Below are 14,371 nucleotides of genomic sequence, written 5' to 3'. Positions count from 1 at the left end.
GGTCAGTGGCTTAGCTTTGGTTTAGCTTCGGTTTGATAAATCGCAATATACAAATAGCCGTGGCTACCTAAGGTATCAGCCTCACAGGTAAAGCCGGCGTGTTCAATGCTCACGCAGTGCTGCTTGGTGGCATCAATCTCGCCAGTGGCCACCAGCCGTTCAAGCTGTTTAACCATAGCGGGAAAGGCTTCGACAAATTGTTGTTTAATTGCTGGTGGAAATTCACCGACAAAGCTTGCGCGGTCATGGAGATAATCCAAGTGCAGACCGCGCAAAATTAGTCTCGCACCAAAGCGGGGAGACACTTTACGGGGTAGGCCCCAGGCGTGCTCAATATCGAAAAGTTTTAGGGTTGTCATAGTGACCTCAATGGTTGAAGGATGAAACTAAGGGAATGGCTTGCTTGTTAGTGGACTAGCGAGAGCGGTGATGAATATCTAGTTGAGTACAAGTGGTGAATACCGCTGTATATCCAGCAGGTAAAGGTCTTTAAGTATGCACACTCCAATTAGGCTGTTCATTACTGCCATGGTTAAAGTACACACCATTGATGACCCGCTGCCATTCACCTGTAGGTACACCATAACTGTTACAGGGGCAAACATAGCGGCAAAAGGCAATCTCCTTGGGCAAGTGCTCAACCACATCACGGTGAAACACACTCAATACGGTTTTATGTAACAGTGGATTAGGTGCGACAATTGGCTTGCCAATCACTTGGCCCATGGCATTAAGTGGCCGCACAAACATAGGCAAAATGAGTTCAACCGCTAAACGGTTACGCAGTTCAGGAAACGCGGCGCAGGCTTCGGCAACGCAGGCCTGTGAAAAGCTATCGGTAAATTCAATCATGATGGACTCCTTGATTTGGTGTGGCAGGTTTAAACGCTGGCTAGAGTAGGCCGCGCTCAGCAAAGGACACTGGCGTGCGGCCAACCACGATATGGTCAAGCACGCGCACATCGATAAGGGCTAGTGCGTCGGTTAACCGTTGAGTGATGTGCTTATCTGCCATTGAGGGTTCAGACTCGCCGGATGGATGGTTATGGGCAAAAATCACCGCAGCCGCATTAACGGCCAATACCGCCTTAACCACTTCTCTTGGGTAAACACTGGCAGCATCTAACGTACCAAAGAATAGCTCTTTAAACTCGAGTAATTGATGCTGATTATCGAGCAGCATCACCGCAAATACCTCCCGCTCATAACCACCGAGTTTGTAAGTTAAAAAATCCTTAGTGGCCTGTGGATTGGTATAGGCGTATTTCTTCACATAACGCTCGGCAATGATATTGGCGGCAGAGGCGAGGATGACGTCATCCGAGGGCGGCCATAGCGTTACAGGTCGAATGGTTGTTCTGGTGTGCATAGGTTTTGTTGACATATCAGGCTCCTTGAAAGCGTTAATGGGCTTATGCACTGGAGTGATATATAGCTAAAAAATGTTCGAAACAGACATAAAAGCCAAGGTGCTTGTGGGCACCTTGGCTTTGTGAGGACATGAGTAACCTAGGCTACATACCTTTGTTTTTCGCCCAGTCGTAACCAGCAATCACGCCGAGAATAAATAACTCAGCTACGGGCCTATTGATGAGCAGGCTAAACATAATCCTTCTCCTTTAGGCTGCGGTAAATTCCAACGCCAAGCATAAAGCCGGCGATAAATGCGATAGGCATAAAGCCTCCTTAGTTTAAATAGATAGATTGGCCACTGGTTGCAATCGCTTCTGGTAGCCGGATGTGACAGTAAAAGGGTTACTGCATGTCAGTGATATAGATGTGAAAAAGGTTGGAGACCGCTAAATTTCACAGTTAAAGATAACCGCCACTCCTCATGGTTTGAACTAAACCAGAGGATTCAAAAAATGAGATTAATCAGACTAAAAGAAGTTATCGACTGCACAGGCCTTGCCCGTTCAACCATCTACAAATACATTGATGAAGGCACTTTCCCTAAGTCGGTCTCGCTAGGCGATAGAGCAGTTGCATGGGTAGAAAGTGAAGTGCAGGAGTGGATTTTAGAAAGGATAGAAGCAAGAGATTGTTAACTTAAAGAGTTTGAATGCACTACTTAATAAGTTAAGTCTTAAATGGAATTAGCGATTATGAATATCCGTTTAGAGATGATTTAGTTGCTAAATATGACGTAGGTGTCACAACAAGGTTATGGTGAGTAAGCGTTTATGAATGTAGTATGTATTTGAAACGGAGAGCATAGTAAGGTTTTTTATGGATGATTTTTCACCTTCTGATCTAAAAACAATTCTGCACTCAAAGCGCGCCAACATGTATTACTTGGAATATTGCCGTGTGATGCAAAAAGATGGCCGAGTGCTCTACTTGACCGAAGCCGATAAAGAAAACCTCTACTTCAATATTCCGATTGCCAACACCACCGTACTCATGCTCGGCAACGGTACTTCAATTACTCAAGCCGCGATGCGCATGCTCTCACAGGCTGGGGTATTGGTTGGGTTTTGTGGTGGAGGTGGCACGCCACTGCACATGGCTTGTGAGGTGGAATGGTTCACGCCTCAGAGCGAATATCGCCCAACAGAATATTTACATGGCTGGCTTTCATTCTGGTTTGATGATGAAAAGCGCTTGGCCGCCGCTAAACAATTTCAAAATGCACGGATTGATTACTTGCAGCGCGTCTGGCGATCAGACCGAGAATTAACGCTTGAGAAATTTAATCTGCAAGATGAAGTGATAAAGCAATCCCTTGATACCTTTCACCAACGTACTGAAGCTGCGAGTAAACCAGCCGAACTGCTGCTTACGGAAGCGCAGCTGACCAAAGCCTTATACAAATACGCCGCCAATAACACAGGCAAACAAGGCTTTACGCGTCAGCATCAGCCGGATAAAAAATGCACCGACAAAGCCAATGATTTTTTGAATCATGGCAACTACTTAGCCTATGGGCTTGCGGCAAGCTGCTTATGGGTGCTTGGCATTCCGCACGGCTTTGCCGTCATGCATGGCAAAACCCGAAGGGGAGCTTTAGTGTTCGATGTGGCGGACTTAATCAAAGATGCCATTGTGCTGCCGTGGGCGTTTGTTTGCGCTAAAGAAAACGCCACCGAACAAGAGTTTCGCCAACAAATACTGCAAGCTTTTATCGAGCATAAAGCACTCGATTTTATGTTCGATACGGTGAAAAGTATTGCTCTGCAAGGCCAGACAGAGCTCGAAAATCAGCGAGAGAATGACCCTGAGAACAAGCCAGAAAAGCACCTAGAGAGCAACTCAAAGATCGAGCAAGAGAGTGAGGTGAATCCACGATGATGGTCACCTTTGTCAGTCAATGCGAGAAAAACGCTCTCCACAAAACCCGCCGTGTACTCGATGCCTTCGCCAACCGGATTGGCGATAACACCTGGCAAACCCTCATCACCGAAGATGGTTTGTTGACCGTGAAAAAAATGCTACGTCAAACCGCCAGCCGCAGCACCGCCGTCAGTTGCCACTGGCTGCGCTCCCGTTCGCGTAGTCAGTTTTTATGGGTAGTGGGTAACAAGAAGAAATTTAATGCAGAGGGATATGTGCCGGTCAATAGTACTGCTACTGATTTGAACATAAAACAACATTTTTATTTAAATACCAATGTCATAGCGCTGTTGGCTCAATTAGCAGGCTATTTTCATGATGTGGGAAAAGCAATCGCTTTGTTTCAACAGAAGCTCATGCCAGACAGGTATGGAAAAATTTATGAGCCATATCGACATGAATGGGTATCATTAAGAATTTTTCAGGCATTTGTTAACGAGGATAGCGACCAGAATTGGTTATCTAGGCTTGCAGATGTTGATCTCAGTACCGAGTCGTTTGTACTTGAAAATTTACATGGGCTAAGTGATGGAATTGCTAAGAACCCTAAGAATCCTTTTGAATACCTACCGCCTTTGGCAAAGTTGGTTGCATGGCTAATAGTCTCACATCACAAGTTGCCCCAGTACCCAAAGGGAGGGGATAACCCGCCAGTATTTGAAAATTCGCAATTATGGTTATCAAAGTTATTTGAAGCCTGCTGGAATTCACCTCAATGCTTAAACACTGATTGGTCTAAAGCAAACATCGAAGAAAATTGGCGTTTTCCATATGGGACACCATTTAAAAGTGCTCAATGGCAAACACAAGTCAGTATTGTTGCTAAAGAAATATTAAAAGACGACCGTTGTTTTACAGATTGGTTTGGCCAGCACTATACGATGCACTTATCTAGGCTCTCACTCATGTTGGCCGATCATTATTATTCATCCCTCAAAGACACAACGCCAGAATGGCAAGACCGTAACTATCATGCATATGCCAACACAGATAAAGATGAAAACGGTCAAAAGTATCGAAAACAGAAGCTTGACGAGCATAATATAGCCGTCGGACATCACGCTAAGCGAATTGCAAAAGCTTTGCCTCAACTACGTGATGATTTGCCTGCATTGAGCAGGAATAAAGAGCTATCAAGCAAAGTGCCGAAAGAATATAAAGCTAGTTTTGGTTGGCAAGATTATGCTTATGAACTTTCTAAATCATTGCATGAAGATTCTAAAAAGTATGGCTTTTTTGGTGTTAGCATGGCCTCCACGGGTAAGGGGAAGACACGTGCTAATGCTCGGATTATGTATGGCGTGGCAGGAGAAACGAATTGCAGGTTTAGCATTGCGCTAGGTTTAAGAACACTGACCCTACAAACAGGTGATTCTTTAGAGAAGGACTTAAAACTTAACAAAGAGGAACTTGCAGTGTTAATTGGCTCTCAAGCTGTTAAAGAATTACACCAGCAATCTCGCCAACCAGAAATGAGTATTGAGGAAAGCTATGGTAGCGGCTCAGCCGAACCTTTGTTAAAAGATGAAGTTGCACTTAAAGAAAATTTACCAGAATACACTGGAGTATTAGCGAAATGGCTTGAACATGACCCTAAAATTCTCAAACTTATTCAAGCACCTGTATTGGTCAGTACGATCGACTATTTAATGCCAGCAACCGAAGGTCTCCGAGGTGGTCGCCAAATTGCACCAATGCTACGGTTGTTATCTTCAGATTTAGTGCTAGATGAGCCTGATGATTTTGGTTTAGAGGATTTACCCGCTTTATGCAGATTAGTTAATTGGGCCGGTATGCTCGGCGCAAGAGTGTTATTATCTACTGCCACCATTTCACCCGCCTTAGCAAAATCACTTTTTACAGCTTATCAAGCGGGCCGCAAACATTACACACAAGTGAATGGCGAGCAAGGAGAAACAGCTGAAATTTGCTGTGCTTGGTTTGATGAATTTAATAAGCCAAGTTCTGCAATCATTTCAGATGTAAAAGCGTATCAAGAAACACATAATAAATTTGTTGAAAAGCGTATAAAGAATCTGACCACTGAAACAAAACCGCTGCGTAAGTCTGCAATCATTCCAATGCAACCAATTCAAGAATTGTTGCCAAGTCAATTTATAGCAAAGCAAGTCAGGCAATCCATTATCGCACTACATGATCAACATTCCGTGAAGGTTGAGTGCAAAAATGTATCAATTGGCTTAGTTCGTTTGGCCAATATTTCGCCCTTGGCCGCAGTAGCAAAATGGTTATTCGCACAAGATGCGCCAAGTGATTACGTTATCCACTACTGTGTCTATCACAGTCAATTTCCATTGTTGCAGCGCTCAAAAATTGAACATCAACTTGATAAGGCATTGACACGACATGACGAAGCCGATTGGCTCAATAACAGTGGTATTAAAGAATTAGTCGAGTCATCGGTCGAAAATAATCATATTTTTGTTGTGCTAGCAACTGCGGTTGCTGAGGTAGGGCGTGATCATGATTATGATTGGGCAGTCGTCGAGCCAAGTTCAATGCGTTCAATTATTCAATTAGCAGGGCGTGTGCAACGACATCGACAAAACATTCCAAACACTGAAAACATTCATATCTTGTCAAAAAACTATAAGGGCTTAAAAGGGAAAACTCCTTGTTTCGAAAAACCAGGTTTTGAAGCTAAACCCTTGTTATATGCGCATCGGGATTTATTGGAATTGAACTGCGAGGCTGAATTAAAACAGGTCACAGCAATCTCCAGAATTAAAACGCTGACGAGCGCTCCACTTTTTGAAAAACCTAAACAAACAGGCGATAAACCTAAATTTAGAGTGTTTAATGAATTAGAGCATTTTTCACAGAGTTTGCGGTTAGAAGGGAGTGCAAATGAGCAAAATTGTGCGGCCCAGTGGTGGAAAAATGAAGCGACCTGGTGTGGTGAAATTCAGCGAATTCAACCTTTTCGTAAATCCGAACCAACAGCGGATTACAAAATCACGTTTAACAGAAGTGGTAAACCTGTTTGGCAAAAAAAAGTCGCTAAATCTTCACCCGCAGAATTTATAAATACCGATGATTTTGCCAAGCAGCCTGAAAAAATAAATATGGCATTAGGTAATAATTTTTGGGGAAACTTTGATTTAAAAGAAGAGGTAGGATTATTAAGTGAACGGCTAAACATGGTTGACAGTACAGTATTGGAAAAATTTACGCATTTGTCGTTAAGAATATTAAATGCTGATAACGGGGATCAATGGCAATGTCACCCAGTGTTGGGCGTTTATCAAAATTTAAAAGGAGATGAATATGGAGTTGAGTGAGCAAGACATTTCGAGTGCACTTGCTGATAAATTCATAGTTTATTTGGCAGAACGCAGAGATTCAAAAGAAGAAGCATTTTTAAAATCGAAGATTAAAAGAAATAAACAAGGAAAAGTTACCAATGGAGCAATAGTTGAGCGCGTCATTATTCAACTTGAAAAGGTGCTGCCAGAAGATAAGGTTAAAACATTAAAAGCAGAGATAAAAAAGATAAAAAAATCTAAGGAACAAACAGCTTTAGAGTTTCAAAGGAAAAAACTAGAAGATCTTTTAAAATGGAGTGGTGAAGTTCTAACCGATCCATTATTGATTAATTTAAAACAAGAGCTTTTTGAATTTGTCATTAAAAATTCAAAAGATCACGAACCTGTTGAGTGGTTGAATAATTGGGCGCAAAAAGCTAAAGATATTAGTTTTGCAACACATGTTGGTAAGCTCACACATTCAAGTAGTAAAAGTTCTAGTATATTTGATACTACGACCGATATAGATAACAGATATTTATCTACTAACACACTTAAGTCACTTGCGATTGATACCGCTTCATCTAATGCAGCGTCACTTCCTGTGGCGGATGTATTAAATTTAAGTGTAGCGGGTGTGAGTTTACTAGACCGGATTAAAGAGGGAGATGGTTCATTTTTTAGGTTATTTACGGAAAATCAAAGTTTAATTGAAAATTGGCTCATTCAATTTAAACAGGCGTTTGATAGTTCTAGTAAACAAAGTTATTTCCTATCCAAGCAAGTTTATTTTCCAATTGCTCATGATGAGTATCACCTATTGCTACCATTAACCTCATCGTCATTGGCTCATGAATTACATTTAGAGCATAAGAAACGTTGGGATGAACCTTACAAAAAGGCCTTTGAACAGAAAGGTAGTAAAAAATATTCCGATCAAGTAGTTGCTACTTATCCTAATAAAGCTAGTTTGCATGTTACTGGCTCGAACCACTCAAATGCTTCTTCGTTAAACGGTAAGCGAGGGGGGCGTATTTCATTAATGGCTGCATTACCGCCACAATGGAATGCAAAGCTACCTTCCTATGCAGAACATCAATCGATATTTACTCGGTCACTCGCCTATGAGTTAAGGGACGAAATAAGCGAGTTATCTAGCTACTTACACTTGCTTAAGAACAAAGAACTGAGTGTGAGTGAACCTAAACGAAATGCTGCAGTATTAGCAAAGCTGAGTGCAATTAATGATCAATTTTTCAACTTTATTGAGTCAATTAATAATTCTGAATCACAGGTAGGTTGGACGCTAACTAGCAAATTAGACATTGAGTATCAAGTATTGTTTGAACCTTGGCGTGATGATGACGCTGCTTTAGGCCTCAAAAAAAATAACGATTGGCTAAATAAAATTAGTCAAGATTTTGGTCGTTGGCTCAATCAACAGCTCAATAAAAATAAGCAACTAAAGCTTACACCCATTCAGGCTGCATTGTGGTCTGATTGCTTTTTTCTTGACCTCAAGGAATTTTTTGCAATAAAGGAGGTTGAACTATGAGCCAATATTTAGTGTTAAGCCATATTGAAGTGCAGAATGCTAATTCTATCGCGGGATTTACATGGGGCTTTCCAGCAATAACTGGATTTTTAGGTTTTACACATGCGTTAAGCAGGAAAATTTCACAGAAGTTTGGTGGAGAATATGATACCGCTCTAAGCGGTTGTGTAGTGATATCAAACGCATGCCAAAATAAAGTTTGTCAACCCAAGCAATATGCTGACTTTGAATTTATACAAAGCCGTAACCCCCCAGTTCTTGAAAAAAATAAAAATGGAAAGAAAGTTCCTGTTATCGAAGAAGGAAAAATGAATCTAACCGTCAGTCTGGTTATTGAATTAGATAAGCAGTTATTACTAACTGACGAACTAGTTAAACAATTTGAGCAGACGGCTTTAGATTATTCTTATCAGCTGCGTTTGGCTGGTGGTTCTATTTTGAATATCAAGCAGGCTAAATTGTTGTCGGCAAGTACAAGCGAACAGCAAGCCATGCTGCTAAAAAAAATCAAACGCCTAACTATGCCAGGGTTTGTATTGCTTGACAGTAGTGCTGATTTAGAAGAACAGTATCAACACTTGTTAGCTACTAACGATTGTTCAGATGATGAACAACCTACTTTGTTTGATGCTTGGTTAGATTTTTGCGCATTAAAAAGTAAAGCGGTACCAAAACTGGCTGAAGGTCAAACCGAACCAGATATGGAGACTGATGCAGACTGGTATTATCAGCCTAAACCAAAAAATGGCTACTTAGTGCCATTAATGACAGGCTATAAGGCAATTAGCCAAGTTTATGAAGCTGGTGAAGTTGCAAATACGCGAGACAACACTACGCCATGCTGTTTTGTCGAAGCTATTCATTCAGTCGGAGAATGGAAAGGCGTGCATTCTCTAACCTCAATAAGTTCTGCTATGTGGAGGTACCACCATGATGGGCAGTGGTATCTTTGTCGGCAAGGTTCAAACGTAGTCGCGACAGATAATCAAGCTACTGATTTAACTCAAACTAGTGAAGTAATTCAAACTCTTAATTTTGAAGATGCACTAAATAATTGGTAAGGAATACAAAATGACAATTTCAAATGTACCCAGCGTTTTAGCTTTTGATCGTAAATTAGAACCCTCTGATGCGTTGATGTTTTCTGGGTGTTGGTGTGACACGGGTGATGACAAAAAGTGGGCTCCGATAAAGCTTTTTGAGCGCCGTAATCGAGCAGTAAAAAGTAACTTTAGTCAGGAAGTGCTAAATGATGAAGAAGAATTACAAAAACAAATAACAGAAGCAAATCTATCGTGGGGAGATGATGCCGCGTTAAATGAAAATCAAGATACGTTAAAGGTCAGTTTTAGTTTACGCGTTATAGCCGGGCTCACGAAACCATCAGTTTGTAATGATACAAATTTTGAAGCTAGATACAGAGAAAAGATTTCTGCTTATGTAGAAACAGGGTTAGGTGAACTGGCAAACCGTTATGCTTATAACATCGCTAATGGTCGATTTTTATGGCGTAATCGTGTAGGCGCTTTAGGGGTTAAAATAATTGTTTCTCATCCAAGTCTTGAAAATCCGCTTGTATTTAACGCTTATGACTTTTCATTACATCAAACAACCAGCGATAACCCCCAACTAGCAGTGCTAGCAAATTTAATTCACCAAGGTTTGAGTGGCGCTCAAAATATATTATTAAAAATAAATGCGTTTGTTCAATTAGGTGATCAGCAACGAGTTTGGCCTTCTCAAGAAATGGTTTTGAATTCACCCAAAGGTTCTAAGAGTCGACATTTGTTCAACTTGAATGGCCAAGCAGCAATGCACTGCGAGAAAATAGGTAACGCACTTAGAACTATTGACGACTGGTATCCAAATGCAACTAGCCCTATCGCAGTTGAAGCGTATGGGACAGTGACACAACGTGGTGTTGCATATCGTTCGAGTCGTAATGACTTCAAAACCTTATTGTTAGCCTGGTTGAACGAAGCTGACGATAGTGTTCAACCGGTGTCATATAATAAGCACTTTGTAGCAGCAATGTTAATCCGTGGCGGTGTGTTTGGTGAAAGTGCAGGCGATGGCGATGCAGACAATTAAGGAGCCACTATGAATTTTTATACTGAGCTTCAACTTTTGCCAGACCAAGAAGTTAACCTTGGCTACATTTGGCAAAACGTCTTTCAACAAGTGCACATTGCTTTGGTGGAGCACAAAGTGGCGAGCAATCAATCGCTCGTTGCGGTCGGTTTTCCTGATTATCGCCAAGCGCAATTTCCGCTCGGCAATAAGTTACGCCTATTTGCTAAAGAGCAAACGACATTGGAAAAGTTGGATATCCACCGATGGCTAACTCGCTTAGAAGACTATGTGCACATCAAAGGGATCAAACCTGTACCAAGCGATGTAACTTACGTAAGCTTTGTACGCAAGCAGGTGAAATCGCCCGAACGAATAGAGCGGGATATGCAGCAAAAAGCCGCACTATGGGCAGCAAAATCCGGTAAACCGCTGGTGGAATGTTTAGCGGATTTGCAACAAAGCAAGCCGACAGCATTGTGCTCTTTGCCGTTTATTTACTTGCATAGCCAGCAAACCAAGCAACGCTCACCAGAAAAAAACAACAAGTTTCCGCTGTTTATTCAGATGCAGCAGCAAAGCACATCACAAGATGGGTGCTTCGATTGCTATGGCTTGAGTAGCAAAGCGAATGGACAGTCAGTATTGGCTACCGTACCGCACTTTTAAATTGAACGAAAAGGTAAGCTTTAACCTTTTATTTTTTGCTCTTTAAAAATATAGCTTAAATACAACAAGTTACAATGGGTGGTTTTTAATAAGGTAAAAAAGTGATTTTTATCCTAACTGCCTGTTGTAACTTATTTTTATTGATTTAGTCTATTGTTCACTGCCTTACAGGCAGCTTAGAAATATGCCAGCCACATAAACGCGCGGGCTACATAGTTCACTGCCTTACAGGCAGCTTAGAAAATTAAAGCTATCAGCGCTAAACGTTTCATAAAGTTCACTGCCTTACAGGCAGCTTAGAAAACATTGTGGATCCATCACTTGGGGCTTTAATCGTTCACTGCCTTACAGGCAGCTTAGAAATTCCAAGAATGGCCATCACTACCGCCCTTGCGGTTCACTGCCTTACAGGCAGCTTAGAAATACCCTGCTAACATTCCTGCATATGCCAAAGCGTTCACTGCCTTACAGGCAGCTTAGAAACTAAGAAAGCTGACGACGATGCCGCCGCTGCTGTTCACTGCCTTACAGGCAGCTTAGAAAACCAATAGGAGACTGTGGTTACAATACGGATTGTTCACTGCCTTACAGGCAGCTTAGAAAATTTATCACCGTCTTTTTCAGAGGCCAGTTTTGTTCACTGCCTTACAGGCAGCTTAGAAAATTCGTTGGCCTGTGCGAATAGTCGTGTCGCCGTTCACTGCCTTACAGGCAGCTTAGAAAGTATTAAACTGGCTGCTCACCGCATCAAAACGGTTCACTGCCTTACAGGCAGCTTAGAAAATTACCAAAAACGGTTTGTGAAATGGGTGATTGTTCACTGCCTTACAGGCAGCTTAGAAATTTAGATTCGCTCTTTGCTGTTTGCTTTCCAAGTTCACTGCCTTACAGGCAGCTTAGAAAAGTCATAGCGCCAGTTGCAAATGCGGTGAAAGGTTCACTGCCTTACAGGCAGCTTAGAAAATCTTGGCACTCACCAGTGTCTTTACGCACCAGTTCACTGCCTTACAGGCAGCTTAGAAAACGCAAATGGGCAATATTGGCTCGATGATTAAGTTCACTGCCTTACAGGCAGCTTAGAAATCTTATCTAGCTAGATAAGAGGTACAGTTGATGTTCACTGCCTTACAGGCAGCTTAGAAATACACTATTATCATGGCGAAAGAGCGCTTTAAGTTCACTGCCTTACAGGCAGCTTAGAAAAGTGCGCTAACCGAGTGTTTAACGGGTGACTGGTTCACTGCCTTACAGGCAGCTTAGAAAAATGCGCGTAGCTACAGGTTCGGTACTCGGCCGTTCACTGCCTTACAGGCAGCTTAGAAATAAAGAAAGACGGATCGCACTTCCGGGCGTCAGTTCACTGCCTTACAGGCAGCTTAGAAAACTCATCACAAACAACGCATTCTGAGTAAGTTGTTCACTGCCTTACAGGCAGCTTAGAAAAAGAAGCTCACCAAGGATCAAGAGGACTTCTTGTTCACTGCCTTACAGGCAGCTTAGAAATCCTAGGTAAAGTCTGATTAAAAGTGGTGTAAGTTCACTGCCTTACAGGCAGCTTAGAAAAATTATCCTTAAGACAGGAAGAAGTGGTTACAGTTCACTGCCTTACAGGCAGCTTAGAAAAACCTCCCTGCCATCTGGATAAACAAACTTAGGTTCACTGCCTTACAGGCAGCTTAGAAACTCTATGACATAGGTGGTTCTATAGTGTGGTAGTTCACTGCCTTACAGGCAGCTTAGAAATACTTGGCCTAACTGGCACTGTCACAAAGCAAGTTCACTGCCTTACAGGCAGCTTAGAAAAGTGAGCCATTGATCAAGTGTAGCCGGTGAAAGTTCACTGCCTTACAGGCAGCTTAGAAAAATAAGAATGACAAGAAAGATGCCATTAAGTTGTTCACTGCCTTACAGGCAGCTTAGAAAGTTCGCGACCAAGACAATAGCAAGATCCCATGGTTCACTGCCTTACAGGCAGCTTAGAAATAAAACCGCCACAGCTAACGCTGCGGCCAAGGGTTCACTGCCTTACAGGCAGCTTAGAAATATTGAAAAAAGCCAATTCAGCTAACGAGGATGTTCACTGCCTTACAGGCAGCTTAGAAAATACCCAAGAATCACCCGTTTCAATAATCGTTGTTCACTGCCTTACAGGCAGCTTAGAAAATGACAAGCCCCCGTGATATTTTTCTTTACTGGTTCACTGCCTTACAGGCAGCTTAGAAAAGTCGAGAAGTTCAAGAAGATCCCCTTCGCTAGTTCACTGCCTTACAGGCAGCTTAGAAACATCAGCGCGGGAATCGCGGATCTCGGCCAGCGTTCACTGCCTTACAGGCAGCTTAGAAATGCCACTTTTATATCTATACTCCTTTGCGTAAGTTCACTGCCTTACAGGCAGCTTAGAAATGGATAAAGGTCTTTTACACGCAAGCACCAAAGTTCACTGCCTTACAGGCAGCTTAGAAAAACACCAGTAGCTCAGCTATCAACAGCCCGTCGTTCACTGCCTTACAGGCAGCTTAGAAACAGTCTTTTCGTGATACGCATCTATCGAGATAGTTCACTGCCTTACAGGCAGCTTAGAAAGTCAGAGTCCTTTGGCCATCGATGAGCGCAATGTTCACTGCCTTACAGGCAGCTTAGAAAAGAGTGGGACATAGAAGTAACTTACCGCGTAGGTTCACTGCCTTACAGGCAGCTTAGAAATCAATTAAGCGGCGAATAACGTCAGCTTGTGAGTTCACTGCCTTACAGGCAGCTTAGAAAAGCAGCCAAAGCAGAATCAGCACCAGCGGCCAGTTCACTGCCTTACAGGCAGCTTAGAAAAAGCTCAAAGTCCCTGTGGCTATTGGCTCCCAGTTCACTGCCTTACAGGCAGCTTAGAAAGTTAAATTTCGATATAACGATTTGATACTGGAGTTCACTGCCTTACAGGCAGCTTAGAAATGCTGAGCCTAGTGTTTGGTATATGCGTATTCGTTCACTGCCTTACAGGCAGCTTAGAAATTTACCGCAATAACTGGATCGTAAGCTTTCATGTTCACTGCCTTACAGGCAGCTTAGAAATTACGGCAAATCCTCAATGCCAATTTATAAGCGTTCACTGCCTTACAGGCAGCTTAGAAAGTATGAAAATTATCATCGGTGCACCACAAAGGGTTCACTGCCTTACAGGCAGCTTAGAAAAATCACGGTATCGGCGCGGGAATCTAAGAGCCGTTCACTGCCTTACAGGCAGCTTAGAAAATGAAGTCGCCAGCAGAGTATTTACTATCGTCGTTCACTGCCTTACAGGCAGCTTAGAAATACTACGTACGCACTTGGAAAGACCGTCAAAAGTTCACTGCCTTACAGGCAGCTTAGAAAGCGCGGGCAAAAACTTCTTCGCTGCCGGCTTCGTTCACTGCCTTACAGGCAGCTTAGAAATAGGGCAATTATGAAGGTAGTTGCAGTCAATAGTTCACTGCCTTACAGGCAGCTT

General features: G+C 42.5%; 10 protein-coding genes and 1 CRISPR repeat array (1 of these 11 cut by a window edge). Of the genes, 7 read left to right on the top strand and 3 right to left on the bottom strand.

Going from position 1 to position 14,371, the window contains the following annotated elements; all coding sequences use genetic code 11:
* Window positions 1–2 precede the first annotated feature (2 nt).
* The 3 genes from MMG82_RS15270 to radC all read right to left on the bottom strand — a co-directional run bounded on the left by MMG82_RS15270 (window position 3) and on the right by radC (window position 1,384).
* On the bottom strand, window positions 3–359 hold the full coding sequence (locus tag MMG82_RS15270) for a type IV toxin-antitoxin system YeeU family antitoxin (RefSeq protein WP_241407056.1): 357 nt from the start codon (window positions 357–359) through the stop codon (window positions 3–5).
* 130 nt (window positions 360–489) lie between these two features.
* On the bottom strand, window positions 490–852 hold the full coding sequence (locus tag MMG82_RS15265) for a hypothetical protein (protein WP_011626009.1): 363 nt from the start codon (window positions 850–852) through the stop codon (window positions 490–492).
* Between the two features lie 40 nt (window positions 853–892).
* Window positions 893–1,384 carry a DNA repair protein RadC gene (gene radC / locus MMG82_RS15260; RefSeq protein WP_347154945.1) on the bottom strand — a complete coding sequence of 164 codons (492 nt, stop codon included), beginning with the start codon at window positions 1,382–1,384 and terminating at the stop codon, window positions 893–895.
* Window positions 1,385–1,865: 481 nt separating this feature from the next.
* Here radC and MMG82_RS15255 point away from each other — a divergent pair, with 481 nt between their 5' ends.
* From MMG82_RS15255 to cas6f, 7 genes are all read left to right on the top strand, one after another.
* Entirely contained in the window at window positions 1,866–2,048 is a 183-nt protein-coding gene (locus tag MMG82_RS15255; RefSeq protein ID WP_241407055.1) for an AlpA family transcriptional regulator, read from the top strand.
* 181 nt (window positions 2,049–2,229) lie between these two features.
* Complete coding sequence (gene cas1f, locus MMG82_RS15250; protein WP_241407054.1) at window positions 2,230–3,291, top strand: type I-F CRISPR-associated endonuclease Cas1f; 1,062 nt, start codon at window positions 2,230–2,232, stop codon at window positions 3,289–3,291.
* The gene (gene cas3f / locus MMG82_RS15245) at window positions 3,288–6,635 is read left to right on the top strand and encodes a type I-F CRISPR-associated helicase Cas3f (protein ID WP_241407053.1); all 3,348 of its coding nucleotides are present in this window, start codon (window positions 3,288–3,290) and stop codon (window positions 6,633–6,635) included. The genes cas1f and cas3f overlap by 4 nt, the downstream gene beginning before the upstream one ends.
* On the top strand, window positions 6,622–8,154 hold the full coding sequence (gene csy1 / locus MMG82_RS15240) for a type I-F CRISPR-associated protein Csy1 (RefSeq protein ID WP_241407052.1): 1,533 nt from the start codon (window positions 6,622–6,624) through the stop codon (window positions 8,152–8,154). Before cas3f ends, csy1 begins: the two co-directional genes overlap by 14 nt.
* Window positions 8,151–9,215 carry a type I-F CRISPR-associated protein Csy2 gene (csy2, locus tag MMG82_RS15235; RefSeq protein ID WP_241407051.1) on the top strand — a complete coding sequence of 355 codons (1,065 nt, stop codon included), beginning with the start codon at window positions 8,151–8,153 and terminating at the stop codon, window positions 9,213–9,215. Before csy1 ends, csy2 begins: the two co-directional genes overlap by 4 nt.
* Before the next feature lie 10 nt (window positions 9,216–9,225).
* On the top strand, window positions 9,226–10,245 hold the full coding sequence (csy3, locus tag MMG82_RS15230; protein ID WP_241407050.1) for a type I-F CRISPR-associated protein Csy3: 1,020 nt from the start codon (window positions 9,226–9,228) through the stop codon (window positions 10,243–10,245).
* A gap of 9 nt (window positions 10,246–10,254) precedes the next feature.
* Window positions 10,255–10,893, top strand: coding sequence for a type I-F CRISPR-associated endoribonuclease Cas6/Csy4 (cas6f, locus tag MMG82_RS15225; protein WP_241407049.1), 639 nt, complete (start codon window positions 10,255–10,257; stop codon window positions 10,891–10,893).
* A gap of 155 nt (window positions 10,894–11,048) precedes the next feature.
* Window positions 11,049–14,371: direct repeats of the CRISPR family, unit length 28 nt; unit sequence GTTCACTGCCTTACAGGCAGCTTAGAAA (it continues 1,805 nt past the right edge of the window).

Origin of the sequence: Shewanella sp. MM_2022_3 (genome assembly GCF_022557375.1) — a bacterium.
GTDB classification, from domain to species: Bacteria; Pseudomonadota; Gammaproteobacteria; order Enterobacterales; family Shewanellaceae; genus Shewanella; species Shewanella xiamenensis.
This window is presented reverse-complemented; position numbering and strand designations above follow the sequence as displayed.